Here is a 25,605-nt window from a genome sequence, read left to right on the forward strand (position 1 = left end):
GCCGCACCTCAGGATGAGGTGGGGGCTTGGAATGGCCACCATGCGGCCCGCGAGGGGCCCCCCTCAGAACTCGTAGAGACCCTTTGGATTGTCCACGAACAGCTTCCGCCGCCGGTCCTCGTCGGGTACCCAGTCGGCCAGCAGGTCGAGGAGCACGGGAAGCTTCGGCGGCCCGTTCCAGGCGGCGACGTGGGGCCAGTCGGAACCCCAGAGGCAGCGGTCCGGCCCGGCGTCGTTGAGGGCGCGGGCGAAGGAGATCGTGTCCGCGTAGGGCGGCCCCGCGACGGAGACTCGGAAGGCGCCGGAGAGCTTCACATAGGCCCCGTCCCGCACCATTCCGAGGAGGGCCTGGAAGCCCGGATGCTCCACCCCTGCCGATGTCGGCATGTGGCCCATATGGTCGAAGACCAGGGGCACCGGCAGGCGGGACAGGGTGCCGACGATCCCCGGCAAGTCCCGGGCATCGAGGAGGAACTGGAGGTGCCAGCCCATCTCCCGGGCGAGCGCACCGTAGCGCTCCAGCTTGTCGAGCCCGACGCCGCCCCCGAACAGCACGTTGAGGCGCAGGCCCGTCACCCCCGCCTCCTTGAGGGTGGCGAGTTCCCCCTCCCGCAGGTCGAGGGGGATGACGGCGATGCCCCGCAGGCGCTGCCGGTTCGCCCGCAGAGTCTCCAGCATCAGCCGGTTGTCGGTCCCGTGGACGCTGACCTGCACGAGGACGCCGTGCGCCATCCCCGTGGCGTCGAGCATCGCCAGATACGCCTCGGCCGGTGCCGCCGGCGGGGTGTAGCTCCGCTCCGCGACGAGGGGATAGGCCGGCGGCAGGCCGATGACGTGGGCGTGGGTGTCTACCGCCCCCGGCGGCACGGCGTAGCGGGTCGGGCCCGCGGGGTGCGGATCGGGGGCGGGGCAGTCCCGGATCTCAGGCATGCTCAGGTATCCGCGTGCAGGACCCGGCCCCGCGTCTCGGGCAAGGCGAAGGCGGCCAGGAAGAACATCCCGTAGGCCACGGCGGCAAAGAGCGCGATGGCGGAGGCGAGCCCGACCCGCTCGGACAGGTAGCCCACCAGGGCCGGGAACAGAGCGCCGACGCCCCGGCCGAAATTGTAGCAGAAGCCCTGCCCCGAGCCCCGCAGGCGGGTGGGGTAGAGTTCGGTGAGGAAGGCGCCCATCCCGGAGAAGTAGCCGGAGGCGAAGAAGCCCAGGGGGAAGCCCAGCACCCAGAGGATGCCGTTCGACAGGGGCAACTGGGTGTAGGCCACGATCACGGCGATGGCGCCGACAGAGAAGATCAGGAAGAGCGGCCGCCGCCCGAGCCGGTCTGCGAGCCACGCGCCGACGAGGTACCCCGTGAAGGATCCGACGATCAGCGCGGCGAGGTAGCCGGTGGAGGAGACGATCGAGAGGTGGCGCTCGGTCGTCAGGAAGCGCGGCACCCAGGTGGTGATGGCGTAGTAGCCCCCCTGGCAGCCCGCCGCGGCGAGGGAGGCCAGAAGGGTCGTGCCGAGGATCGGGCCGGAGAAGATCTCCCAGATCTTCGGCCGGTCACCCGCCGCGACGGCGGCGGCCCGGGTCCGGGCGGCGACCTCGGGCTCCTTCACGTGGCGGCGCAGGTAGAAGACCAGCAGGGCCGGAAGGGCGCCGACGGCGAACATCCAGCGCCACGCGCTCTCGGGCGGGAGGAGCGAGAACAGGATCGCCTGCGACAGCACCGCGAGCCCCCAGCCGACGGCCCAGCCGGACTGCACCGAGCCCACGGCCCGGCCCCGGTACTCGGCGCGGATGGTCTCGCCGATCAGCACGGCCCCCGCCGCCCATTCGCCGCCGAAGCCGAGGCCCAGGATCGCCCGGGCCACGAGGAGTTGCTCGAAGTTCTGGACGAAGGCGCAGAGGAGGGAGAAGAACGAGAACCAGAGGATCGTGATCTGGAGGGTGAGGACCCGGCCGATCCGGTCGGCCACGAAGCCGGCGATCCAGCCGCCCAAGGCCGAGGCGAGGAGAGTGACCGTCGCGGCGAGGCCGGCGGTGCCGGGATCGACCTTCCACAGGCTGATGATCGTGCCGATCACCAGCGGGTAGATCATGAAGTCCATGCCGTCGAGGCACCAGCCCGCGGTACAAGCCCAGAAGGTGTGCCGCTCCGGTCCCGTCATGGACTTGTAGAAGGCCGTCAGGCTCGCGTCCCGGATCTCGACCGCTCCGGACTCCGCGGCCGCCCCCTGCCCCCCGACCGTATCCATGATTCACTCCCGCTTTTGCGGGAGTATCGGCCCGGGATTCCGGACTGTCCAACGGTGAGCGGGGTTTCTTCCGGGGTTTCTTCCAAGAAAAAGGGCCGCCCTCTCGGGCAGCCCCTTCCAACCTGAGCAGATCAGGCGCGAACGCGTCAGTAGCAGCGCTCGATCAGGACGCGGCGATAGCCGTAGGGCGTCCAGCGTACCCGCGGGACGGTGTAGCAGCCGCCGCCGTAGCCGTAGTCGCCGCCGTAGTACCCGACCGGGGCGTAGCCATAGCCGCCATAGCCGCCGTAGCCGTAACCCGGGTAGCCGTAACCCGGGTAGCCGTAGCCGTAACCGCCGTAGAGGCCGCCCGCCGCGAGGCCGAGACCGAACCCGGCGAGGCCGAAGCCCAGGCCGCGCCCGTAACCGCCGCGGTAGCCGTAGCCGCGATATCCGCCGTAGCCACCGCGGAATCCGCCGTAACCGCCACGGAAACCACCGTAGCCGCCGCGGAAGCCCGCGCCGCGGAAGCCGCCGCCGAAACCACCACCGTGGAAGCCGCCACCGAACCCGCCGCCATGAAAACCACCGCCGCCGAAGCCGCGGGCGTCGGCGCTCACCGGCGCGAGCGCCAGGGCGCCTGCCGCCAGCAGCGCAGATCCAAGCACTGCACCCTTCATGTCACGTCTCCAAAACCTTGAGTGCCCCTTCGACCCGGAAACGTGCGAGCCGGCGAAACGGTTCTTGGGCCATGCGCGGCAGGCGGTCACGGTCCCGTGCGCCCGCCGGAGGGGGCTCGGCGGTCATGGGACGCGCCTTGCGCGAAATCCGCCGTTTTCGTGCGCCAGACGCCCCCCGTGACAAACGAAGGGGCCCCTGCAGCCTTCCCATGATGCGTTCCAGCGTTTTCCGCCCGGCCTGCCTCGCCCTGCTCGCGGGTTTCGTCGTCTTTCCTTCGGCAGCGTGGTCCGCGCCCGCGGAACCCGAGCCCTGCCGCCCGATGGAGGCGCAGGGGGAGAGCTTCACGGTCTGCACCATCGACCTCCGGAGGCGCCGGGTCAGGGTGTTCTGGCGCCGGCCGGACGGGCAGGCCTACGCCTCCCTGTCGGCCCTCGCCGAGGCCGAGGGCCCCGGTCTCGCCTTCGCCATGAACGGCGGGATGTATGACAAGGATCAGGCGCCGGTGGGCCTCTACGTGGAGGACGGACGCGAGCTTCATCCGGTCTCGACGGCGGACGGGCCAGGCAACTTCCACCTCAAGCCGAATGGGGTGTTCTACGTGAAGGGCGAGCGGGCCGGCGTCCTCGACACGCCCCACTATCTCAAGGCGCATCCCCGGCCGGACTTCGCCACCCAGTCCGGGCCCATGTTGGTGATCGACGGGCAGATCCACCCGAAGATCTCAGCCGATGGCCCGTCGCAGAAGATCCGCAACGGCGTCGGCGTCCGGGACGGGGGGCACGTGGCGGTCTTCGCCATCTCGGAGAGGCCGGTCAGCTTCGGCGCCTTCGCCCGCCTGTTCCGGGACGACCTCGGCTGCCGCAACGCGCTGTTCCTCGACGGCTCGGTATCGAGCCTCTACGCGCCAAACCTCGGCCGGTCGGACGTCGGGCGGCCGCTCGGGCCGCTGATCGGGGCGGTGGCGAAGTAGCGGGGCGGAGCGTTCCGCTGCTGGCTGTGGGGACGGTGGCGGAGGGCGGCGTTCAGAAACGCCGCATGTCCCACCGATCCCCCACGATGGCGGCGCGACCCCGCCCGTCACCGCTGCCCGAAGGCGGTGTCCTTGAACAGGTCCTTCAGGTGGTGGGGCTGCGAGCGCCAGTACTGCTTGGGCGCCCGGGCCTTCGCGCCGAGCTCCGCCGCCGCGTGCCAGGGCCAGCGGGGATTGTAGAGCATAGCCCGCGCCAGGGAGATCGCGTCCGCCTTGCCCTCGGCCAGGATGTCCTCCGCCTGCCGCGGCTCGGTGATGAGCCCCACGGCGATGGTGGCGAGCCCGGTCTCGGCCTTGATCCGCTCGGCATAGGGCACCTGATAGCCCGGCCCGATCTTGATCGCCTGCTTGGGCGAGACGCCCCCGGTGGAGACGTGGATCGCGGGCGACCCCGCCTTCTTCAGGGCCTGGGCGAGCTCCACCGTCTCGTCGATGTCCCAGCCGTCCTCGACCCAGTCCGTCGCCGAGACCCGCAGCCAGACGGGCGAGCCGGCCGGCACCACGTCGCGGACGGCGTCGTAGATCTCGAGGGGGAAGCGCATGCGGTTGGCGAGGCTGCCGCCATAGGCATCGGTGCGCTTGTTGGCGATGGGCGAGAGGAACTGGTGCAGCAGGTAGCCGTGGGCCCCGTGCAGTTCCACGGCCTCGATCCCGAGGCGGACCGCGCGCTTGGCGGTGGCGACGAAGTCGTCCCGCACCCGCTTCAGGTCGGCGGCGTCGAGGGCGTGGGGGGGCACCTCACCCTCTCCGTGCGCCACCGCCGACGGCGCCTCCGTGCGCCAGCCATAGGGATGCTCCGGCGGGATCTGCTTGCCCCCGGCCCAGGGCGCGTCGCTCGACGCCTTCCGGCCGGCATGGGCGATCTGGATGCAGACCGGGATCGGCGCGTATTCGCGCACCGCATCGAGCACGCGGGCCAGCGCCCGCTCGCAGCCGTCGTTGTACAGGCCGAGGTCCCAGGCGGTGATCCGGGCCTCGGGCGAGACGGCGGTGGCCTCCAGCGTCAGCAGTCCGGCCCCCGACATCGCGAGTTGGCCGAGATGCATCATATGCCAGTCGGTCGCCTCGCCGTCCCGGGCCGAGTACTGGCACATCGGCGCGATGAGGATGCGGTTCTCCAGGGTGAGAGAGTCGAGGGTCAGCGGCTCGAACAGGCGTGCGGTCATCGATTCAGTCTCCGGGTCCCGGGCCAATCTGGTGCGGTGCGGCCGCCGGGGCCAGCGGCAGCTGCGGCAGAGCGGCCATGCCCGCCCGGTCCGGGAACTCCCCGCGCAGTGCCCCTGTTCTGCCGGTGTCGCCGCGTTGCGGCGGCCGACGCGAGCCGCCTGAGGGGGCGAGATCGCCTAGGGTCCGACATGATGATCACGAGACTTTTCGCCCCGTTCATTATCGCCGCCGCTGGCTGCGCCGCCTTCGCGGGCGCCTCCCAGGCCCAGCCCGCCGCCTTCGGCGGCCCGAAGATGTTGATCCACGGCAACTACTGTGGTCCGGGCAACAACGCCCCGCTGCCGCCGGTGGATGCCCTCGATGCCGCCTGTGCCCGTCACGACGCCTGCACGCCCGAGGGCGGGCTCCCGTCCAGGGCCTGCAACCTCCGCCTCCAGCACGAGGCCGAGATGATCGCCCGCGATCCGCGCAGCTCGGAGAAGGAGCGGGCGATGGCCGGCATGGTCGCCATGGGCGCCACGATGATGCCCACCAGCCCGCAATCGGAGCCGACGATGACCGGCTCGATCAGGACCGCGCCGGCGGCCACCAACGTCCAGCAGGACGACGAGGGCGACGACGAGTAGCCGACGCCCCCGCGGGGACGTTCCCGCCTCATCCCTGCCCGATGCCGCGGTCCTTGAGGCTTTCGCCGATCTCCTCGAGGACCACGGCATCGTCGATCGTGGCGGGCATCGTCCAGGGTTCGTGATCGGCGATGCGCTTCATGGTGGCGCGCAGGATCTTGCCTGAGCGGGTCTTGGGCAAGCGCGGCACGGTGAGGGCCAGCTTGAAGGCCGCGACCGGGCCGATCTCCTCGCGGACCTTGGCGACCAGTTCGCGCTCGATCTCCGCCGGATCGCGTTCCACCCGGGCCTTGAGCACCACGAAGCCGCAGGGAACCTCGCCTTTCAGTTCGTCGCGGATGCCGATCACCGCGCATTCCGCCACATCGGGATGGGCGGAGAGAACCGCCTCCATCCCGCCGGTGGAGAGCCGGTGGCCGGCGACGTTGATGATGTCGTCCGTGCGCCCGAGCACGGTGATGTAGCCGTCGTGATCGATGATCCCGGCATCGGACGTGTCGTAGTAGCCGGGAAAGGTCGAAAGGTAGCTCTCCCGCATCCGCTCATCGGAGCCCCAGAGGGTCGGCAGGCAGCCGGGCGGCAGGGGCAGACGGATCGCGATCGTCCCCATCGTACCCGCGGGGACTTCCCTGCCTCCCTCGTCGAGGACGCGCACGTCGTAGCCCGGCATCGGGACGCAGGTGCTCCCCCGTTTCACCGGCAGGAGGCCGAGCCCCACCGGGTTGCCGGCGATGGGCCACCCGGTCTCCGTCTGCCACCAGTGGTCGATGACCGGCCGGTCGAGCACCCGCTCCGCCCAGGCGACGGAATCCGGGTCCGCCCGCTCCCCGGCCAGGAAAAGCGAGCGGAACTTCGACAGGTCGTAGCCGGCGACGAGGTCGCCGTTCGGATCCTCTTTCTTGATCGCCCGCAGGGCCGTGGGGGCCGTGAACAGGCAGGCGACCCCATGCTCCGCGACGACCCGCCAGAAGGCGCCGGCATCGGGCGTGCCCACGGGCTTGCCCTCGTAGAGGACGCTGGTGCAGCCGTGCAGCAGGGGCGCGTAGACGATGTAGCAATGGCCCACGACCCAGCCGATGTCGGAGGCACAGAAATAGGTCTCGCCGGGGGCGACGCCGTAGAGGTTCGGCATCGACCACGCCAGCGCCACGAGATAGCCGCCGGTATCGCGCACCACGCCCTTCGGCTTGCCCGTCGTGCCGGATGTATAGAGGACGTAGAGTGGGTCGGTGGCGGCCATGACCGCGCATTCCGCTTTGGCCCCCCGGGCCTTCGCCGCGGCCACCGTCTCCGCCCAGTCCCGGTCGCGATCCGGATCCAGCACCGCCGCGCATTGCGGCCGCTGGAGGATGAGGCAGGCCCCCGGCTTGTGCGAGGAGGATGCGATGGCCGCATCCAGGAGCGGCTTGTAGGCGACGACGCGGGCCGGCTCGATGCCGCAGGACGCGGCAAGCACGACCTTGGGGGCCGCATCCTCGATGCGCTTGGCCAGTTCGTTCGCGGCGAAGCCCCCGAACACCACCGAATGCACCGCCCCGAGGCGGGCGCAGGCCAGCATCCCGAACACCGCTTCGGGCACCATCGGCATGTAGAGCACCACCCTGTCGCCCTTGCCGACACCCATCTCCGCCAGGACCGCCGCCAGGGTGGCGACCTCGTGGTGCAACTCGCCGTAGGTGATGCTGCGTTTGGTGCCGGTGACGGGCGAATCGTAGACAATGGCCGCTTGGTCCCGGCGCGATCCCTCCGCGTGCCGGTCGACGGCATTGTAGCAGGCATTCAGGCGGCCATCGGGGAACCAGCGGCCGTAGGGACCCTGGCCGGGGTCGAAGGCGCGCTCCGGGATCTTGTCCCAGGTGAGGGCGTCCGCTGCCGCGAGCCAGAAGGCCTCCGGGTCCCGTGCGGCGGCCGCGTGAGTCTCGGCGTAGCGGCTGGGGTTCGTCATCGAATCGGCGTGTCCTCGCGGGCCGCTCTCCGGCGGTTGCGGACAGATTAGCCGATTTCGGGGCGAGGGCGAGGGCGGCTGTGCCCCTCGCCGCCCCACCGCCGTCGCGGCTTCCATCGCCGCCGTTGCGGCTTCTCTCTCCGCCGTTGCGGCTTCCCTCCCCGTCATTGCGAGCGACGCGAAGCAACCCAGGGGCGGGCGGGCCGCTTCAGGACGTGGTGCGTCCCTGGGTTGTTTCGCTGCGCTCGCAATGACGGCGTGGATTGAGGGGCGCGGCGCTGGCAAGCGCAGCCCCTCGTCCCCAAAAAACCGCGCCGTCCCGATAGGGCGGCGCGATCTGTCACGTCAGTCTAGGAATGCTGTGTCAGTGCAGGGTCCCGTTGGCCTGCAGCCGGTTCATCTCGTCCTTGAGTTGAAGTTTCCGGCGCTTGAGTTCCGCTATCTGCTGATCGCTCGACGAGGGCCTGTGGATTGCGTCCTGAATCTCGCGCTCGAGGGCTTCGTGCTTCCGTGCGAGTTGGCTCAGATGCGTCTGCAGCGACATGAGGCGAATCTCCTGTCATCGTTCTGACATGGCCAGACTGACACAGGTTGCCGTACCTGTCGAAGCGTTTTCGCTGGGCATCCTTTCGCAAGGGTTCGTCCCGGCGCTTGCTCCTCGCTGAGGCGTGACGCATGCTCCTGACCTTCGAAGGGTGTTCGGTTTTCCAGGGTGCGATGGCGGCTGAGTCGGGTGAAAACGGGCAGGCCGATCTCGAATCCGAGCTGGCCCGGCTCCGCGAGGAGCATCGCGACCTCGACAGCGCCATCGACGCGCTGGAACGGAGCGTCGCCGGCGACCAGTTGCAGATCCAGCGGCTGAAGAAGCGCAAGCTGACCCTGCGCGACAGGATCTCCTACATCGAAGACGTCCTGACGCCGGACATCATCGCCTGAGGGGTCTGCTCAGGCACGATCCCGCCTTGCGGCCTGCGTCCCGTGCGGATAAGCGCCCTCTTTTGCCGGAATCCAGCATGTCGGCGCCAACCGTCGCGATCATCATGGGAAGCCAGTCCGACTGGGCGACCATGCGCCATGCCGCCGAGACGCTGGATGCGCTCGGCGTCCCCTACGACGCGCGCATCGTCTCCGCCCACCGCACGCCTGACCGGCTCGTCGCCTTCGCCAAGGGCGCGCGGGCGGAGGGCTTCAAGGTGGTGATCGCCGGTGCCGGCGGCGCGGCCCACCTCCCGGGGATGGCGGCGGCCATGACGAGCCTGCCGGTCTTCGGCGTTCCGGTGGAGTCGAAGGCCCTGTCGGGCCAGGACAGCCTCCTCTCCATCGTGCAGATGCCGGCGGGCGTGCCGGTCGGCACCCTGGCGATCGGCCGGGCGGGGGCCGTCAACGCCGCCCTCCTCGCCGCCGCGGTGCTGGCGCTCTCGGATGGGGCGCTGGCGGACCGCCTCGATGCATGGCGCGCCGCCCAGAGCGCCGCAGTGGCCGAACGGCCGGAGAACCAGGACCCGTGACGCAGAGTGTGATCGCCCCCGGCTCGGTGCTTGGGATCGTCGGCGGGGGCCAGCTCGGCCGCATGATCGCCCTGGCGGCGGCCAACCACGGGCTCAAGGTCCACGTCTACGCCCCCGATGCGGACAGCCCGGCCTTCGACGTTGCCGCGCGCACCACCTGCGCCGCCTACGATGACGAGGCGGCGCTCGCGGCCTTCGCTGCCGCCGTGGATGTCGTGACCTACGAGTTCGAGAACATCCCGCGGGCCACCGCGGAGGTGCTGGCCCGGCATGCCCCCGTCCACCCGAACGCCGACGCCCTGGCGACCACCCAGGACCGGCTCTCGGAGAAGGCGTTCATCAATGGCCTGGGCATCCCCACCGCCCCATTCCTGGCGGTCGACACGCCGGACGACCTCTCCCGCGCCCTGGAGACGATCGGCCTGCCGGCAGTGCTGAAGACCCGGCGGTTCGGCTATGACGGCAAGGGCCAGCGCATCATCCGCGAGCCCGGCGAGGGCGACCGCAACGCCATCTTCGCCGAGTTCGGCGGCGCACCCCTGATCCTCGAAGGCTTCGTGCCCTTCGAGCGGGAAGTCTCCGTGGTGGCGGCCCGGGGGGCGGACGGGAGCTTCGCCGCCTTCGACCTCTGCGAGAACGAGCACCGCAACCACATCCTGGCCTTCACCCGCGTCCCCGCCCGGGGCGTGGCGCCGGAGACGGCGCAGGAGGCGTTCCGGATCGCCCGCACCATCGCCGACGCCCTGGACTATGTCGGGGTGCTGGCGGTGGAGATGTTCCTGGTCCGGGAGGGCGGCGAGCGCCTCGTCGTCAACGAGATCGCCCCGCGGGTGCACAATTCCGGGCACTGGACCATAGAGGGCGCCCTCACCTCGCAGTTCGAGCAGCATGTCCGCGCCGTCTGCGGCTGGCCCCTCGGCGACGCATCCCGTGTCGGCGGCTTGCCCAGCGAGATGGAGAACCTAATCGGCGATCAGGTCGAGGCGTGGCGGGAGATCCTGGCCGAGCCCGGCGCCCACCTGCACCTCTACGGCAAGGGCGAGGCCCGCCCCGGCCGCAAGATGGGCCACGTCACGCGCCTGAAGGCCCGCTGACGCCCGCAACGACGGGGGGGCGCGTGACGGTGGCGGACGGGGAAGCCGATTGCGTCCCCCGCGCCACACCGGTACGCCGCCACGTGCCGCGAATCGCGTGATTTCGCCCCCCGGCGGTGGGGGCCATACCTTCGCCACATCGCGCCGGTTCCAACGCCGCGTGATCCCCGGATGACGGGGAGCCGGCTTTAAGCCGGTCTTCACCGTGTTGCGCGAAACGTGTCCCGATCCCGTGGACGCCGCGCGACCGGCCGGGACTGATCGGACGATGGGGCGGGGCACCGCAGGACACGGTGGCTCCCGGGAGAATGGGGCGATGACGCAACGCTACGGGCTCGTTGGGAAGGCCGCGCTGGTCGGCGCGGCGGTGGTCGCGGCCGCGGGTCTGGCCGGCTGCGAGACCGTCGGCAGCGCCGCGGGTGCGCGCCAATACGCGGTGCTTGAGACGGACACGACGGGGGCGACGACGAGCAACATCGCGTCGCTGAGCGAGGTGATCCAGCGCAATCCCTCGGATGCCGCCGCCTACACCACCCGCGGCGCGGCCTATGCCCGGGCGGGGCAGTTCAGCGAGGCGATCGGCGACTTCACGAAGGCGATCCAGCTCGATCCGAACTCGGCCTCGGCCTACAACAACCGGGCGTTGGCCCTGCGCCAGACCGGCCGCAACGACGCTGCCCTGCAGGATTTCTCGAAGGCGATCAGCGCCGACCCGAACTACGGCCCGGCCTATATCGGCCGCGCCAACGTGGAGCGGGCACAGGGCAACCTCGACGCGGCGCTCAACGACCTCAACATCGCGATCCGGCTGAGCCCGGAATCGGCCGAGGCGTACCATGCCCGCGGCCTCGTCAAGCAGAAGCAGGGGCTCGACACCCAGGCGATCGCCGACTTCGACTCCGCCATCGACCGCAACCCCTTCGTGGCGGCGCCCTACGCCGCCCGGGGCCAGAGCCTCATCGCCACGAACCAGTATCCGAAGGCGATCGAGGACTACAACGCGGCGCTCAACGTGAACAACAAGGACGCGACGTCCTGGGCGTATCGCGGGTTGGCCTACGAGAAGTCGGGCCAGCGCAAGGAGGCCCTGGACAACTACCAGCGCGCCGCCACCATCGACCCGAACAACGCGGTGGCGAAATCCGGCCTGTCGCGGGTGCAGGGCGGTTTGGGCTCGGTGTTCAACTGATCAGGCCACGGCGGCCGTCATTGCGAGCGTGAGCGACGCAATCCAGCCGGCGCCGCCCCGTCCGGAGCCGTCGCGCACTGGATTGCGTCGGCTTCGCCTCGCCATGACGGGTGTGGCGGGCGGGGACACGTGCGTCTCCCCTCCTGCGATGCTGGGTCGGGAGTGACGACGCAGGGGCACTCCAAGCCATCCGCCTCAGGATGAGGTGGTTTGGTGGGACGACCGCGGCTTACGCCGCCAGCAGGCCGTCCTCCGCGTCGGTGATGGTGCGCATGTGGTGGGGGGTGTCGCCGAGTTGGGTGGCGATCATCGCCAGCCGCTTGAAGTGGTGCGCGCCGAGATATTCCATCGTCATGCCGATGCCGCCGTGGAGCTGCACCGCCTCCTGGCCGAGATTGCGGCAGGCGGTGTTGATCCGCACCTTCACCGCCGCCATCGCCGCCGCGCGGGCGTTTGCGTCCTCGGCATCGACCATCATCGCCGCGTAAAGGGCCATCGAGCGGGCCTGTTCCAGCTCAATCAGCATGTCCACCGCCCGGTGCTGGAGGGCCTGGAAGGCGCCGATCGTCGTGCCAAACTGCGTGCGGGTCTTGAGGTACTCGACGGTCAGCCGATGGAGGGTCTCCATCGAGCCCACTGCCTCGGCGGCGAGCGCCGCGATGCCGTGCTCGATCACCCGTTCGAGGAGGGGCAACCCGCCCTCCGGGTCGCCCAGCACCGCGTCCGCCGGCAGCGGCACGTTCGAGAACGACACCTCCGCCGCCCGGCCGCCATCCTGCGTCGGGTAAGGCGCGATGCTGACGCCCGGCGCGTCGGCGGGGACGAGGAACAGGCCGATCCCCGCCCGGTCCCGGCGCTCGCCGGAGACCCGCGCCGAGACCACGATCAGCCCGGCTGAATCGGCGTTCGGGACGATGGATTTCGCCCCGTTGAGCACGAAGCCGCCACCGTCGCGCCGGGCGGTGGTTGCCACGTCGAACAGGTCGTAGCGCGATTGGCGTTCGGTATGGGCGAGGGTCAAGCGCAGCGCGCCCTCGATCAGACCGGGGGCGAGGCGGGCCAGCTGCTCGGAGCTTCCCCCGAGGCGCAGGGCGGTGGCGCCGAGCACCAGGGTCGGGAACAGGGGCTCCACCACGAGGTGGCGGCCGACCGATTCCATCACCAGCATGGTCTCGACGGGACCGCCGCCGAAGCCGCCGGCCTCCTCCGGAAAGGGGAGGCCAAAGATGCCGAGTTCGGCGAACTTTTGCCAGTTCGCGTCGGGGAAGCCGAGCGGCGCCTTGGCATGGCCCTGCCGGGCTTCGAGCGAGGGATACAGCCCGGCGCAAAGCCGTTCGACGCTGTCGCGCAGGAGCGACTGGTCCTCGTTCAGGTCGAAATCCATTCTGCTCTCCTGTGTCGTTCCCTCCCCCGCAGACGGGACGTTTGCGGGATCCGAGCGCCGACCGCCTATCCCACCCCTCCCCCTCATCCTGAGGTGCGGCGAAGCCGCCTCGAAGGAGCCTTCCAGACGTCTCTGCGATCCCTGGAGCCCTCCTTCGAGGCCCGCTGACGCGGGCACCTCAGGATGAGGAAGAGGGTGGGAATGGTTGTTCAATAAACTCCGTCGAGGGGGATGGGCCGGTGGTCACAACCCCAAAATACCCTTGGCGATCACATTGTGCTGGATTTCGTTCGAGCCGCCGTAGATCGAGACCTTGCGGTTGTTGAAGTAGCTCGGCGCCGCGGCATCGACCCAGTCGAAACCGCCGGGCAGGTCGTTGGCGCCCTCCCCCCTCAACGGGGCGGCCAGCGCGAAGGGGCCGGCGAGTTCCAGCAACAACTCGGTCGCCGCCTGCTGCAACTGCGAGCCGCGGATCTTGAGGAGCGAGGAGGCCGGATCGGGCTCGACCGAATCCGCCCTTCCCTGCTTGGCGGCGACCCGCATCTGGGTGATCTCGAGCGCCTTCAGCTCGACCTCGACCCCGGCGACCCGGGCGCGGAAATCGCGGTCGTCCCACATCGTCCCCTGCCCCGCCGGCATCTCCCGGGCGAGGCGCTTGATGCGGCTGATCCGCTCCTTGGTGAGGCCGATCCGGGCGATGCCGGTGCGCTCGTTGGCGAGCAGGAATTTCGCGTAGTCCCAGCCCTTGTTCTCCTCGCCGACGAGGTTCTCCACCGGCACCCGTACGGAGTCGAAGAACACCTCGTTGACCTCGTGTCGCCCCTCCAGGGTGATGATCGGGCGCACGGTGATGCCGGGCGTCTTCATGTCGATGAGCAGGAAGGAGATGCCCCGCTGCTTCTTGGCCTCGAAGTCGGTGCGGACGAGACAGAAGATCCAGTCCGCGTGCTGGCCCAGCGTCGTCCAGGTCTTCTGGCCGTCGACGATGTAGTGGTCGCCGTCGCGCACCGCCTTGGTCTTGAGGGAGGCGAGGTCCGAGCCGGCGCCGGGCTCGGAGAAGCCCTGGCACCACCAGTCGTCGAGGTTGGCGGCCCGGGGGAGGAAGCGCTCCTTCTGGTCCTGCCGCCCGAAGGTGGCGAGCACAGGCCCGAACATGTAGCAGTTGAACTGCTGCGGCAGGGGCACCGCCGCCTGGAACAGTTCCTCCGTGTAGATGTAGCGCTGGACCGTGGTCCAATCCCGGCCGCCCCATTCCTTGGGCCAGTGCGGCACCGCCCAGCCCTTGGCGTTGAGGATCCGCTGGCTGGTGACGATGTCCTCCTTGGAGAGGCCGCGCCCCTCCGAGACCTTGCGCCGGATCTCGGCCGGGATCTGTTCCCGGCAGAAGCTGCGGACTTCGTCGCGGAACGCGATCTCGTCGGCGGTGAAGCGGAGATCCATTGATCAGCCCCCGATTGCGAACAGGCCGGCGCAGCCCTGGCCGCCGGCGACGCACATGGTGACGACGGCGTAGCGCGCCCCCCGGCGGCGGCCTTCCAGCAGGGCGTGGCCGACGAGGCGGGCGCCCGACATGCCGAAGGGGTGGCCGATGGCGATGGCGCCGCCGTTGATGTTGACCTTTTCCGGGTCGATCCCGAGCCGGTCGCGGCAATAGACGGATTGCGAGGCGAACGCCTCGTTCAATTCCCAAAGGTCGATGTCGGAGACCTTGAGCCCGTGCCGTTCGAGCAGGCGCGGCACGGCGAAGACCGGGCCGATGCCCATCTCCTCCGGCGAGCAGCCCGCCGAGGCGAAGCCCCGGAAGGTGCCGAGCGGGGTCAGACCCCGTCGGGCGGCCTCGTCGGCGGACATCAGCACGCTGGCCGAGGCGCCGTCGGACAGCTGGCTGGCATTGCCCGCGGTGATGAACGCCCCCTCCCCGCGAACCGGCTTCAGCTTGGCGAGGGCTTCGAAGGTGGTGTCGGGCCGGTTGCCCTCGTCCTTGGCGAGCCGCGTCTCGACCTGCTGCGTCTCGCCGGTCGCCTTATCGGTGACGGCCATCACCGCATCCATCGGCACGATCTCGTCGTCAAACAGGCCGGCGGCCTGGGCGGCGGCGGTGCGGCGCTGGCTTTCCAGGGCGAAGGCGTCCTGCACCTCCCGGGAGATGCCGTAGCGCTCGGCGACGATGTCAGCGGTCTCGATCATCGGCATGGCGATGGCCGGCAGGTGTTCGTCCAGCCACGGGTGGCGGGTGAGGTCCCGCTGGACATGGGGAAGCACGACGCTGATTGATTCGACACCGCCCGCCACGGCGACGGGCACGCCGTCGAGGATGATCCGCCGGGCGGCGGAGGCGATGGCCTCCAGCCCCGAGGCGCAGAAGCGCGAGACCGTGACGCCCGCCGACTGGACCGGAATGCCCGCCACCAGGGCGGACCGGCGGGCGACGTTGCCCCCCGTGGAGCCCTCGGGATAGCCGCAGCCGATGACGACCTCCTCCACCGCCTCCGGTTCGAGCCGGGCGCGGCCGAGGGCGGCGCGAATCGCATGGGCGGCGAGGTTGGGCCCGTTGGTCTGGTTGAACGCGCCCCGCTGCGCCTTGCCGATCGGCGTGCGGGCGGTCGAGACGATCACCGCGTCGGTCATGCGATCCTCCGTTTGGCGCTGATGCTCCCAGTAGCTTCCCCGTGCCCCACCCGCGGCCTCATCCTGAGGTGCTGGCGCGCAGCGGCAGCCTCTAAGGAGGTTTCCAGGGATCGCGAGACCACTGGAGCCCTCCTTCGAGGCCGCTGACGCGGCACCTCAGGATGAGGTGGGGGATAGCAGCGCGTCGATACCATCACGCCTTCGCCCGCGGGTCCCCGAACCGGCCGCCCTCGGCGGCGAGGCGTTGGAGAAGTGGAGCGGGGGTCAGGCTTTCGTCGCCGGTCTCGGCGGCGAAGCGGGTGAGGTCGGCGGCGATCCGGTCGAGGCCGACCGTGTCGGCCCAGTGCATCGGGCCGCCCCGCCAGGCGGGCCAGTTGTAGCCGTTGATCCAGATCGTATCGATGTCCCCGGGACGGGCAGCGATGCCCTCCTCCAGGATCCGCGCGCCCTCGTTGACCATCGGGTACATCAGCCGCGCGACGATCTCGTCCGCGGTGAAGCTGCGGCGGGCGATGCCGTGTGCCTCGGCGGTCCGGGCGATCAGCGCCTCCACCTCCGGGTCGCGGGTGCCGGTGCGCGCGCCGTCGGCGTAGACGTAGAAGCCGCGTCCGGTCTTCTGGCCGTAGCGGCCCATCTCGGCGAGCGCGTCGGCGACGGGCGCCCGGCCGCCGAAATCCTTGCGCGAGCGCCAGCCGATATCGAGCCCCGCGAGGTCGCCCATGGCGAAGGGCCCCATGCGGAAGCCGAACTCCGTCACCGCCGCGTCGATCTCGTGCGGCAGGGCGCCTTCCAGCAACAGACGCTCGCCCGCCTTGCTGCGCTTCTCGAGCATGCGGTTGCCGACGAAGCCGAAGCACACGCCCACCGCCACCGGAAGCTTGTTCAGCCGCCGGCCGAGGTCGAGGGCCGTGGCCAGTACCTCCGGCGCGGTCCTGTCGGCGCGGACCACCTCCACGAGGCGCATGACGTTGGCCGGACTGAAGAAATGCATCCCCAGCACGTCCTGCGGCCGGCTCGTCACGGCGGCGATGGCGTTCACGTCGAGGTAGGAGGTGTTGGTGGCCAGGATCGCACCCGGCTTGGCGACGCGGTCGAGCTCGGAAAAGATCGCGCGCTTGACGCCCATCTCCTCAAAGGCCGCCTCCACCACGATATCGGCCTCCGCCGCGTGGGCGAGGCCGACCGCGCCGGTGATACGGTTGATGCGGGCGTCCCGCTCCTCCTCCGTGATCGATCCGCGCTTGGCCGAGCCGGCATAGAGCCCCCGCACCCGGTCGAGGCCCTGGCCCAGCGCCCCCTGCTCGGTCTCGATCACCGTGACGGGGATGCCCGCGTTGGCGAAGCACATGGCGATGCCCCCGCCCATCGTGCCCGCGCCGATCACCGCCGCCCGGGCGATCTCCCGGCGGGGCGTGTCCTTCGGCAGGCCCGGCACCTTGGCGGCCTCGCGCTCGGCGAAGAAGGCGTGGCGGAGCGCCCGGGAGCGGGGATCGTCCACCAGGGCGCGGAACTCGTCCCGCTCCGCCGCCACGGCCTCGTCGAAGGGCTTGTCGAAGGCCCCGCGCACCGCCCGGACCAGGGCGGCGACGTTGGTCGCCTGCGGGTCGCGCTTCAGGGCCTCGGCGGCCTTGGCCTCGAAGGTCTCGCGCTCCTCCGGCGTCAGGCGCTCGTCCCGGTCCCGGGCCCGGGGCAGGCGGCCGGCATCGGCCAGCTCGCGGGCATGGGTGCGGGCGGCCTCGCGGAGGTCGCCGAGTTCCACCTCGTCCACGACGCCGAGTTCCGCCGCCTTGCCGGCACCCACCGGCTCGCCGGTCAGCATCATCGCGAAGGCCGCCGTTGGGCCGATCAGCCGGGGAAGGCGCTGCGTGCCCCCGGCGCCGGGGATCAGCCCCAGATTGATCTCCGGCAGGCCGAGCTTCGCCCCAGGGGCGGCCAGCCGCGCGTGGCAGGCGAGCGCCAGTTCGAGGCCTCCACCCAGCGCCGCGCCGTTGATCGCGGCGACGATGGGCTTGGAGGCACCGTCGATCCGCGCCAGGATCTCTGGCAGGATCGGGGACTGGGGCGGCTTGCCGAACTCGCTGATGTCGGCCCCGCCGACGAAGAGCTTGCCCTCGGCCGCGATCACCACGGCGCGGACGGTCGCATCGGCCAGGGCCTCCGCGAGGCCGGCATCCAGGGCGGCGCGAAGTCCGGCGCCGAGGGCGTTGACGGGCGGGTTCGAGAGGGTGAGCACAGCGATGCCGCCGTGGTCGTCACGCTGAATCACTCTGTCCCTCCCTGTTCCGCACTGCGGAATACTATTCTGAATTTTTGCGAGGATGGCCCGGATGATCTAAGGGTGTCAAGGCGAGGCGGGATGACATGGATGGTCGCCGCGCCTGCCATGATCGGTTTGATCGCCCCTCCCAGCCATCCTCCTCATCCTGAGGTGCGGCGTCAGCCGGCTCGAAGGAGGGCTCCAGTGATCTCAGCGAGTCCTGGAGCCCTCCTTCGAGGTCCGCTCTTGCGGGCGCCTTAGGATGAGGGAGAGGGAGGGAATAGTATTGCGATGATCCCCTCCGCGGTGGATTGTTTTGAAGCTCCCGCGTGGTCTGACGCCCTCGCCGTCATTGCGAGCGCAGCGAAGCAACCCAGGGTAGCGGGCCGATTCAGGACGTGGCGCATCCCTGGATTGCTTCGCTGCGCTCGCAATGACGGGCTTGAAAACGGGGATATCACGCCGCTCATAAAACGCCTCATCTGCAGAACCCTATTCTGCAGTGCGGAATGCATCCGAAGACCCCGTTTGACAGCCCAACCGGACGCGTGCGATTTCTCTCCGCCTCGGCGGCGCGGCGAGGCTCCGGAGACCGCCAGGGAGGATCACGCGTGACCAGCCCAACCCCCGTGTCCGGTCATCCGATGCAGGGCGCCCGCCCGTGAGCGACGCCATTCCCGCCCAGGCCGAGAGCCGGCTGCCCCCCGTCTTGCGCGGGCGGCTGGCGTTGCCGGTCATCGCCTCGCCGATGTTCATCGTCTCGGGGCCGGACCTCGTGATCGCCCAGTGCCTCGCGGGCGTGGTCGGCTCGTTCCCGGCCCTCAACGCCCGGCCGCAGCCGGTGCTCGACGAGTGGCTGACCCGGATCAAGACCACCCTCGCCGAGGCCCGGGCCGCCGACCCGTCGCGGAAGGTGGCGCCCTTCGCCGTCAACCAGATCGTCCACGCCTCGAACGACCGGCTCGCCCAGGACGTCGAAGCCTGCGTGCGCCACGAGGTGCCGATCATCATCACCAGCCTGAGGGCGCCGGATGCGGTGATCAAACCGGTCCATGCCTATGGCGGGGTGGTGTTCCACGATGTGATCTCGGTGCGGCACGCGGAGAAGGCCCTGGAGGCCGGGGTCGACGGGCTGATCCTCGTCTGCGCCGGAGCCGGCGGCCATGCGGGGACGCTCTCGCCCTTCGCCCTCGTCTCCGAGGTACGCCGGTTCTACGACGGGCCGATCATCCTGTCGGGGGCCATCACCACGGGCCCGGCGATCCTCGCCGCCCAGGCCATGGGCGCCGACCTCGCCTATATGGGCACCCGCTTCATCGCCACGCAGGAGGCCAACGCCGCCCCCGGCTACCGGGAGATGATCGCGGGCTCGTCCGCGGCGGACATCCTCTACACGCCCTGCTTCACGGGGGTGCCCGGGAACTACCTGACCCCGAGCATCCGCGCCGCCGGCCTCGATCCCGACGCCCTGCCCGAGCGGGACAAGACCGCGATGAATTTCGGCGGCGGCGACAAGGTGAAGGCGTGGCGGGACGTCTGGGGTGCCGGCCAGGGTGTCGGCAGCATCGACGACATCCCCACCACCGCCGACCTCGTCGCCCGCCTCGCCCGGGACTACGCCCAGGCGAAGGCGAAGCTCGCGGGATGAGCGACTTCGTCACGGAGGTGGCCGGGGAGGACCGGCACTTCGTCACGGCCCTCGCCCGGGGCCTGTCCGTGCTGGCCTGCTTCGGGCCGGGGCGGACGAGCCTCGCCAACCAAGACATCGCCGAGAGCTGCGGCCTGCCGCGCTCGACGGTCTCCCGGCTGACCCATACCCTGACCCGCCTCGGCTACCTCCAGCACCTGCCGGAATCCGGCCGTTACCGCCTCGGCACCGCGACCATCGCCCTGTCCTCGGCGGCCCTCGGCGGCCTCGACGTCCGGGCCATCGCCCGGCCGGCCCTGCGGGCCGTGGCGGAGGCGGCCAACGCCTCGGTCGGGCTCGGCGTCCGCGACGGGTTGAGCATGCGCTACGTCGATTGCCACCGGGGCCCGGCGGCCATCGCCCTCAACCTCGATACCGGCTCGCGGATTTCCCTGGCCCGCAGCGCCATGGGCCGGGCCTACGTCGCCGTCTGCCCCGAACGGGAGCGGGAGCGGATCTACGAGGATCTGAAGGCCCTCGACCCGGTGGCGTGGCCGAGCCTCCGGGCCGGCCTCGACCGGGCGGTGGCGGAACACCGGGAGATCGGCTGCTGCACCTCCTTCGGGGACTGGCAGGAGACCGTCTGCGCCATCGGCGTCGGCTTCGACCCCGGCGGCGGGCTGCCGATGATGTCGGTGAATTGCGGGGCGCCCTCGGTGATCACCGATGCCCGCTTCCTGATGGAGGTGGCCCGGCCGCGCCTGATCGCGGCGGTGCGCAGCCTCGACGGCGTCATGGGAGCATGAGAGGTCCGCGATGATGTTCGACCCCGACGACCTGCCGCTCGTGGGCATCCGCGTCCTCGACCTGTCGCGGGTCCTCGCCGGCCCCTGGTGCGCGCAGGTGCTGGGGGACCTCGGCGCCGACGTCGTCAAGGTCGAGCACCCGGAGCGGGGCGACGACACCCGCGACTGGGGCGTGCGGACCACGCCGGGCAACACGTCGTATTTCGACAGCGTGAACCGCAACAAGCGCTCCATCGGCGTCGATCTCGCCGACCCGGAGGGGCTCGCCCTGGTGAAGGCCCTCGCCCGCGAGAGCGACGTGCTCGTCCAGAACTTCAAGACCGGGGGGGCGGACCGGCTCGGCCTCGGCTACGCCGCCCTGTCCGCCGAGAACCCGCGGCTGATCTACTGCTCGGTCTCCGGCTACGCCTCGGACGGGTCGGAGGCGACCCGGCCGGGCTACGACCTCGTGGTCCAGGGCGAGTCGGGGGTGATGGCGCTGAACGGCGACTATGGCGGGCCGCCCCTCAAGTTCGGCGTGGCGGCGGTGGACCTGTTCACCGGCCAGTATGCCGCCCAGGCGGTGCTGGCGGCCCTCTACCAGCGGGAGCGCACCGGGAAGGGCCGCCGAGTCGACCTTGCCCTGTTCGACAGCGGCGTATCCCTGACCTCGTATTACGGCCTCGAATCCCTGGCCCAGGGCTTCGATTCCCCCCGCTACGGCAACGCCCACCCGTCCATCGTGCCCTACGGGGTGTTCGAGGCGGCGGACGGGCCGGTGGTCATCACGGTCGGCAACAACGGCCAGTACCGGCGCTTCTGCGAACAGGTGCTCGACCGGCTGGATCTCTGCGACGACCCGCGCTTCGCCACCAACCTCGACCGCTCGCGGAACCGCTCGGACTTCTTGCCGGTGCTGGAGGCGGAACTCGCCCAATGGACCCGCCACGACCTGCTCGCCCGTCTGCGGCAGGCAGGCATCCCCTGCGGCGAGGTGGCGGGCCTGCGGGAGGCGCTGCTCGGCGAGCGGGCGCGGGAGGCGGGGCTGATCGTCGGCGACGGCGAGGCGGGCCGGGTCATTGCGCCGATCTACCGCCTGGACGGCCGGCGGATGCCGGTGAGACGCATGCCGCCGCCGCTCGGTGGGTCGACGGCGGAGATTCTGGAGGAACGCCTGGGGCTTGGGTCGGAGGAGACGCAGGTGCTCAAGGCGAAGGGCGTGGTGCGCTGAGACTGCCCAGGGCCTCAGCTCGCCCGGACCCCGAGAAGGGAGCAACCCCCTCTCCCCGCAGGCGGGGAGAGGGATTCCGGTGCCTTTCCGGCCGAACCCTGGGAGGAGGCCCCTACTTCCGCGTGCCCCAGCGGTTGCCCATGCGGCTCGGGTTGCCGCCCGCGTCGGCGCCGATGGCCGGGCCCGAGGCGCGGTCGGGCCGATGAGTCGAGGGCGCGGCCATCGGGGTCGAGGCGATCATGTCCGGCACGCCGGCCTGGGCTTCGGTCCCGCGGCCGTCGGCGAACTGGCCAGCCTTCCGGAAGGTCCAGAGATAGCCCGGCACCACCGCCTCGGCGGCGGTCGGCACGATGCCCAACGCCTCGAAGCTGCGGCCCTCGGCCTTGGCCGCCTCGGACACGACGTTGTCGGTCTGGAGCAGGATCACCTGATCGCGGGTGAGCTTCAGCGCGTCCGGGAGCATGCCGAGGGTCAGCGTGTCGACGAGCTCCAGCGCCCGGGCCTGGATCTTCGCCAGGGGCAGCGGCAGGTCGAGGACGAGGCGGCTGCGCTGGATCGTCTTCAGCATGTAGCGGACGAGGTGGTCGAGGGTCGCAACCTCCGGGCCCCCGAGTTCGTAGACCCGTCCCCCGGCGACCTTGCCGTCCACCGCCCGGGCGATGGCCTCGGCCACGTCGCCGACGAAGACCGGCTGGAAGCGGGTCTGGGCGCCGGCCAGCGGCAACACCGGCAGGGCGCGGGCGAGCCCGGCGAAGCGGTTGAAGAAGCTGTCCCCCGGCCCGAAGATCAGGGAGGGGCGCATGATGATCGCGTCCGGGCAGGCGGCGAGCACGTTGCGCTCACCCTCCGCCTTGGTGCGGGCATAGGCCGAGGGCGAGTTCGCGTCGGCACCGATGGCCGAAACCTGGATCATCCGCGCGCCGGCCGCCGCGGCGGCCCGGGCGATGGCGCCCGCCCCCTCCGCCTGGAGCCGGGCGAAGCGCTGGGGGCCGCTCTCCTGCAGGATGCCGACGAGGTTGATGACCACGTCCGACCGCTCGACGGCCCGGGTGATCGAATCGGGGTAGCGCAGGTTCGCCTGGACGGCGACGATCTGCCCGACCTTGCCCAGCGGCTGGAGGAACAGCGCGAGGTCCGGCCGGCGCACGGCGACGCGGATCCGGTAGCCGCGCTTGGCGAGCGCCCGGACCACGTGGCGGCCGAGGAAGCCGGAGCCGCCGAAGATCGTCACGAGCTGCGTATCGGGGCGCCGCGCCGGCCCGGCGGGCGTCTCGTGCTGCGGATCGAGGTGCGTATCCTGGCCGGTCATCACCGTGGTCTCGGGCTCCCTGCGGGGGCGGAAAGGCACCGCCGCGGGCCTCCTTAGCCCAACCCGGCGCCGCATGGGAGGGGCGTCGGCGGTCCGCGTCTGCGTGACCGGGGATCGCCCGGGGCCGGGGAACGCCGTTGGGGCCTACGCATTCTCCAGGCTCCCGCCCCGGGGCGCCGGGGATCGAGCGATGGATGCGATGATTCTGGGAATGCTCGCTTCGGCGGTGATTGCCGTCTTCGGCCTGCTGGTGGCCCTCGGCCGGATCGGTCATCCGATCGACGATCAGGCGGTATCGCCCTACGGCTGGAGCATTCTCACCGTCGGCGCGGCACTGTTCGTCCTGTTCGCGTTCAGGCTCTACCTGCGCTCCCGGCGCAAGGGCACCGCCTGAGGCCCGGCCGGCGCAGTCAGGCGGCCCTAACCCGGCGGCGGCGGACCTCGCCCGCCGGGCGGCAGGAGGCCCCCGAGGGAGCGCCCGGCCTGTCCGACAGGGCTGGCTGCTGTCCGCCCACCACGATGCTCTGCCGTTCCCGGGCGATGAACGCGCTCGGCATCGCCGCCTGGAGGTCGGCCTCCATCTCCAAGAGCATCGTGTCCGAATGGGCCGGGTGCAGGTGGATGATCGCAAGGGCCTTCACCCCCGCCGCCTTGGCGAGCTCGACGCCCTTCTGCCACGTGGAGTGGCCCCAGCCGCGGCACGTCGGATACTCACCGTCGGTGAACATGCCGTCGTAGACCATGAGGTCGGCGCCGGAGACGAACTCCGCCAGCGCCGGATCCGGCCACGGGTCCCGGTGCTCGATGTCGCTGATGATGCAAAGGCGCCGGCCCTGGTGGTCGAACCGGTAGCCCACCGAGCCCTGCGGATGGTTCAGGAGCATGGTGTCGACGCGCGACCCGTCCTCGAAGACCAAGGACTCGCCCGCCTCGAACCCGTGATGGTTGAAGGTGCAGCAGAGGTCGCCGAGCGACACCGGAAAGAGCGGCGGGGAGAACAGCCGTTCGAGGGTCGGCCCCGCCGATTCGCCGTGGAGGTTCCCGCACCATGTGTTGATGGTCCGGCTGCAATCCAGCACCGCCGGCTTGAAGAAGGGCAGGCCCGCCGTGTGGTCGAGGTGAAGGTGGCTGAAGAGGAGATCCACCTGCTGGGGAAGGTCTGTCCGGTGGTTCTGGCCCAAATTGTAGAGGCCCGAGCCCGCATCGATGACGAACAGGCGCTCGCCGCACCGGACTTCCAGACACGGCGTGCTGCCGCCGAACTCGGCGTATTGCGGCCCGCACACGGGGGTCGATCCCCGCACGCCCCAGAACCTGAGGACGAGGTCGTCTTTCGCTGTGCCCGGAAGGGGCACGGGATCGTGGGACATGGTGATCACGGGGCTTCGGACGGACCTTCCCGACCGCTTACGGTCAGGCCCCCGTCGTCGTTCCAGAGAAATCGGGCGAAGTTCGAGAGTCGAGTGGGACAGGAGTACCGTTTCGTCCCTCGCGGACAATGAATTGGGGAATGCAACCTTGCTGCGATGTGCGGGCGCACACATCGGGCTCGGCGCCCAGGGCCGGCGTTCACAGGGCAGCCATGCCCCACGTGATGGGAGCCCCGTCCACGACCTCGACTCAGCGTAAAGCTTTGCCGTCTCTTAATTTTCAGGACAAACCGCGCGTCAGAAAGGGGCCGACGCGGCCAAGGTCGTGGGCCTGACGGTCACCTCCCCCCGCTTGCCCATTTCCTCCCGCATAAGTTGCGGCAAGCTGTCGGCGTAGCGCGACTGGAAGGGGTCGGCCAGCACTGCCGCCGAATCGCGGGTGGCGGAATAGGGAGGGACAAAGGCGGTCCGGACGGGGGCGGGCACGGCGCGCGTGGCGAGCCAGGCGGTCCAGACATGCTCCGGGACAGGCACCGGGCGGCGGCGGGCCGGCACCATGACGACCTCCTGCGCGGCGAAGGCCAGGGCCTCGGGCCGGCTGATGTCGCCCACCGTCCCACCCTTGGAGACGTAAGCGGCCCAGAACGCGTTCTGCCCGCCGTCGGAATAGGTGGTGCGCACAGCGGGCGCCTCGGCCTCCAGGGCGGCGATCCGCGCCTCCTCCACCGCATGGCGGGTGACGTAGGCCGCCTCGCGCCGGGGGTCCTTCGACGGAGCGAAGGCGTAGCGCCCGCCCGCCACCGAGACCTGCGGTTCCTCGCCCGTCGCCTCGAACCGGTCCGACCCCTCTTTGAGGTTCTGCCAGAAGGCGAAGTTCGGGTCGGCCCGGTGCCGGGCGAGGTTCTCCACGGTCATGTGGAACGGGTAGGACTGGAACTGGAACGCCGCCTGGCCGCCGGCCAGGGCCTCGCGGGCGATGGCGTAGATCTCCTCCACCGTCCCGTTCGTCATGGCGAAGCAGCCCATGGACGAGCAGATGCCGTGCACCATGATCGCCGAACCCGAGCTGCCATGCGCCCGGTCGTATTCGTTCGGATAGCCGACGTCGAAGGACAGGTGATAATGGGAGTTGGGGTTCATCTGCCGGCGGGAGACCGTGTAGAACCCCTCGGGGACCTGCCTGTCCCCGTTCTGATGCTTGGGGCCGAGCTGCCCGGACCAGCGGCAGATCGGGAAGGTCTTGATGTAGACGTAGCCCTTGGGGCCGCGCTTCCACACCTCCAGTTCGGACTCCCGCTTATAGGCGCGGAAGACGACGGGCGCCGAGGCGCTCGTGCCCTTGGCCGCCATCAGGGCCAGGGTCGCCGCCGGGATCGGTGCCTGCGCCTTGTCCTGCGCCGCCGCGGCGGTGCCGAGGGCGAGACACACGAGGCCGGCGGTGAGGCTTCTCCGGAGGAACATGGACCGGGGGCGAATTCCTGGGGCACGACGCGGCGTCACGGGAACCGCATCATGCTTAACCGACTGTTAAACCACGCGTCTCCCCGCCGACCCG

The 25,605-nt window shown here is 70.5% G+C and carries 23 protein-coding genes; 10 read left to right on the forward strand and 13 right to left on the reverse strand.

Going from position 1 to position 25,605, the window contains the following annotated elements:
- Window positions 1-63 precede the first annotated feature (63 nt).
- The 3 genes from MFF22_RS06655 to MFF22_RS06665 all read right to left on the reverse strand — a co-directional run bounded on the left by MFF22_RS06655 (window position 64) and on the right by MFF22_RS06665 (window position 2,899).
- Window positions 64-930: an amidohydrolase family protein gene (locus MFF22_RS06655; protein WP_238248206.1), complete on the reverse strand. Its 867-nt coding sequence runs from the start codon at window positions 928-930 to the stop codon at window positions 64-66.
- A gap of 2 nt (window positions 931-932) precedes the next feature.
- Window positions 933-2,240, reverse strand: a complete 1,308-nt coding sequence (locus MFF22_RS06660; RefSeq protein WP_238248207.1) for an MFS transporter — start codon at window positions 2,238-2,240, stop codon at window positions 933-935.
- A gap of 146 nt (window positions 2,241-2,386) precedes the next feature.
- On the reverse strand, window positions 2,387-2,899 hold the full coding sequence (locus MFF22_RS06665) for a hypothetical protein (RefSeq protein WP_238248208.1): 513 nt from the start codon (window positions 2,897-2,899) through the stop codon (window positions 2,387-2,389).
- A gap of 209 nt (window positions 2,900-3,108) precedes the next feature.
- Here MFF22_RS06665 and MFF22_RS06670 point away from each other — a divergent pair, with 209 nt between their 5' ends.
- Window positions 3,109-3,870, forward strand: a complete 762-nt coding sequence (locus MFF22_RS06670) for a phosphodiester glycosidase family protein (RefSeq protein WP_370877559.1) — start codon at window positions 3,109-3,111, stop codon at window positions 3,868-3,870.
- Between the two features lie 107 nt (window positions 3,871-3,977).
- Here the strand turns inward: MFF22_RS06670 and MFF22_RS06675 are convergent, their stop codons facing one another.
- Window positions 3,978-5,096 carry an NADH:flavin oxidoreductase/NADH oxidase gene (locus MFF22_RS06675; RefSeq protein WP_238248209.1) on the reverse strand — a complete coding sequence of 373 codons (1,119 nt, stop codon included), beginning with the start codon at window positions 5,094-5,096 and terminating at the stop codon, window positions 3,978-3,980.
- 189 nt (window positions 5,097-5,285) lie between these two features.
- On the opposite strand from MFF22_RS06675, the gene MFF22_RS06680 reads away from it, so the two are divergent.
- Window positions 5,286-5,723, forward strand: coding sequence for a phospholipase A2 family protein (locus MFF22_RS06680; RefSeq protein ID WP_238248210.1), 438 nt, complete (start codon window positions 5,286-5,288; stop codon window positions 5,721-5,723).
- Window positions 5,724-5,751: 28 nt separating this feature from the next.
- Here the strand turns inward: MFF22_RS06680 and MFF22_RS06685 are convergent, their stop codons facing one another.
- Together MFF22_RS06685 and MFF22_RS06690 are read right to left on the reverse strand one after the other, a co-directional pair.
- Window positions 5,752-7,668 (reverse strand): propionyl-CoA synthetase, encoded by a 1,917-nt coding sequence (locus tag MFF22_RS06685; RefSeq protein ID WP_238248211.1) that lies wholly within the window; start codon window positions 7,666-7,668, stop codon window positions 5,752-5,754.
- A 364-nt stretch (window positions 7,669-8,032) separates the two neighbouring features.
- Window positions 8,033-8,212, reverse strand: a complete 180-nt coding sequence (locus MFF22_RS06690) for a YdcH family protein (protein ID WP_238248212.1) — start codon at window positions 8,210-8,212, stop codon at window positions 8,033-8,035.
- Between the two features lie 173 nt (window positions 8,213-8,385).
- Here MFF22_RS06690 and MFF22_RS06695 point away from each other — a divergent pair, with 173 nt between their 5' ends.
- The 4 genes from MFF22_RS06695 (at window position 8,386) to MFF22_RS06710 (ending at window position 11,459) form a co-directional block, all read left to right on the forward strand.
- On the forward strand, window positions 8,386-8,604 hold the full coding sequence (locus MFF22_RS06695) for a YdcH family protein (RefSeq protein WP_238248288.1): 219 nt from the start codon (window positions 8,386-8,388) through the stop codon (window positions 8,602-8,604).
- Between the two features lie 77 nt (window positions 8,605-8,681).
- Entirely contained in the window at window positions 8,682-9,176 is a 495-nt protein-coding gene (gene purE / locus MFF22_RS06700) for a 5-(carboxyamino)imidazole ribonucleotide mutase (protein ID WP_238248213.1), read from the forward strand.
- Window positions 9,173-10,270, forward strand: a complete 1,098-nt coding sequence (locus tag MFF22_RS06705; RefSeq protein ID WP_238248214.1) for a 5-(carboxyamino)imidazole ribonucleotide synthase — start codon at window positions 9,173-9,175, stop codon at window positions 10,268-10,270. The genes purE and MFF22_RS06705 overlap by 4 nt, the downstream gene beginning before the upstream one ends.
- A 316-nt stretch (window positions 10,271-10,586) precedes the next feature.
- Entirely contained in the window at window positions 10,587-11,459 is an 873-nt protein-coding gene (locus tag MFF22_RS06710) for a tetratricopeptide repeat protein (protein WP_238248215.1), read from the forward strand.
- 229 nt (window positions 11,460-11,688) lie between these two features.
- Here the strand turns inward: MFF22_RS06710 and MFF22_RS06715 are convergent, their stop codons facing one another.
- The 4 genes from MFF22_RS06715 to MFF22_RS06730 all read right to left on the reverse strand — a co-directional run bounded on the left by MFF22_RS06715 (window position 11,689) and on the right by MFF22_RS06730 (window position 17,737).
- Complete coding sequence (locus MFF22_RS06715; protein WP_238248216.1) at window positions 11,689-12,843, reverse strand: acyl-CoA dehydrogenase family protein; 1,155 nt, start codon at window positions 12,841-12,843, stop codon at window positions 11,689-11,691.
- 243 nt (window positions 12,844-13,086) lie between these two features.
- A complete protein-coding gene (locus tag MFF22_RS06720; protein WP_238248217.1) occupies window positions 13,087-14,283 on the reverse strand; it encodes an acyl-CoA dehydrogenase family protein in 1,197 nt (398 codons plus the stop codon).
- Window positions 14,284-14,286: 3 nt separating this feature from the next.
- Window positions 14,287-15,471 (reverse strand): acetyl-CoA C-acyltransferase, encoded by a 1,185-nt coding sequence (locus MFF22_RS06725; RefSeq protein ID WP_238248218.1) that lies wholly within the window; start codon window positions 15,469-15,471, stop codon window positions 14,287-14,289.
- Window positions 15,472-15,664: 193 nt separating this feature from the next.
- Window positions 15,665-17,737 (reverse strand): 3-hydroxyacyl-CoA dehydrogenase NAD-binding domain-containing protein, encoded by a 2,073-nt coding sequence (locus MFF22_RS06730; RefSeq protein ID WP_238248219.1) that lies wholly within the window; start codon window positions 17,735-17,737, stop codon window positions 15,665-15,667.
- Between the two features lie 739 nt (window positions 17,738-18,476).
- Here MFF22_RS06730 and MFF22_RS06735 point away from each other — a divergent pair.
- Genes MFF22_RS06735 through MFF22_RS06745 form a run of 3 tightly spaced genes read left to right on the forward strand, consistent with a single transcriptional unit; the run spans window position 18,477 to window position 21,371 of the window.
- Entirely contained in the window at window positions 18,477-19,376 is a 900-nt protein-coding gene (locus MFF22_RS06735) for an NAD(P)H-dependent flavin oxidoreductase (protein WP_238248289.1), read from the forward strand.
- On the forward strand, window positions 19,373-20,161 hold the full coding sequence (locus MFF22_RS06740; protein WP_238248220.1) for an IclR family transcriptional regulator: 789 nt from the start codon (window positions 19,373-19,375) through the stop codon (window positions 20,159-20,161). The genes MFF22_RS06735 and MFF22_RS06740 overlap by 4 nt, the downstream gene beginning before the upstream one ends.
- A 10-nt stretch (window positions 20,162-20,171) precedes the next feature.
- Entirely contained in the window at window positions 20,172-21,371 is a 1,200-nt protein-coding gene (locus MFF22_RS06745) for a CaiB/BaiF CoA transferase family protein (protein ID WP_238248221.1), read from the forward strand.
- Window positions 21,372-21,483: 112 nt separating this feature from the next.
- Here the strand turns inward: MFF22_RS06745 and MFF22_RS06750 are convergent, their stop codons facing one another.
- Window positions 21,484-22,680, reverse strand: a complete 1,197-nt coding sequence (locus MFF22_RS06750) for a complex I NDUFA9 subunit family protein (protein ID WP_238248290.1) — start codon at window positions 22,678-22,680, stop codon at window positions 21,484-21,486.
- A gap of 190 nt (window positions 22,681-22,870) precedes the next feature.
- Between MFF22_RS06750 and MFF22_RS06755 the strand changes: the two genes are divergently transcribed.
- Window positions 22,871-23,074 carry a hypothetical protein gene (locus MFF22_RS06755; RefSeq protein ID WP_238248222.1) on the forward strand — a complete coding sequence of 68 codons (204 nt, stop codon included), beginning with the start codon at window positions 22,871-22,873 and terminating at the stop codon, window positions 23,072-23,074.
- Between the two features lie 16 nt (window positions 23,075-23,090).
- Here MFF22_RS06755 and MFF22_RS06760 read toward each other — a convergent pair whose 3' ends face one another.
- Both MFF22_RS06760 and MFF22_RS06765 read right to left on the reverse strand, forming a co-directional pair.
- The gene (locus tag MFF22_RS06760; protein WP_238248223.1) at window positions 23,091-24,050 is read right to left on the reverse strand and encodes an MBL fold metallo-hydrolase; all 960 of its coding nucleotides are present in this window, start codon (window positions 24,048-24,050) and stop codon (window positions 23,091-23,093) included.
- Between the two features lie 297 nt (window positions 24,051-24,347).
- On the reverse strand, window positions 24,348-25,511 hold the full coding sequence (locus MFF22_RS06765) for a L,D-transpeptidase family protein (protein ID WP_238248224.1): 1,164 nt from the start codon (window positions 25,509-25,511) through the stop codon (window positions 24,348-24,350).
- Window positions 25,512-25,605: the final 94 nt, after the last annotated feature.

The sequence above is a fragment of the Methylobacterium persicinum genome (assembly GCF_022179525.1).
Classification (GTDB): Bacteria; Pseudomonadota; Alphaproteobacteria; order Rhizobiales; family Beijerinckiaceae; genus Methylobacterium; species Methylobacterium persicinum.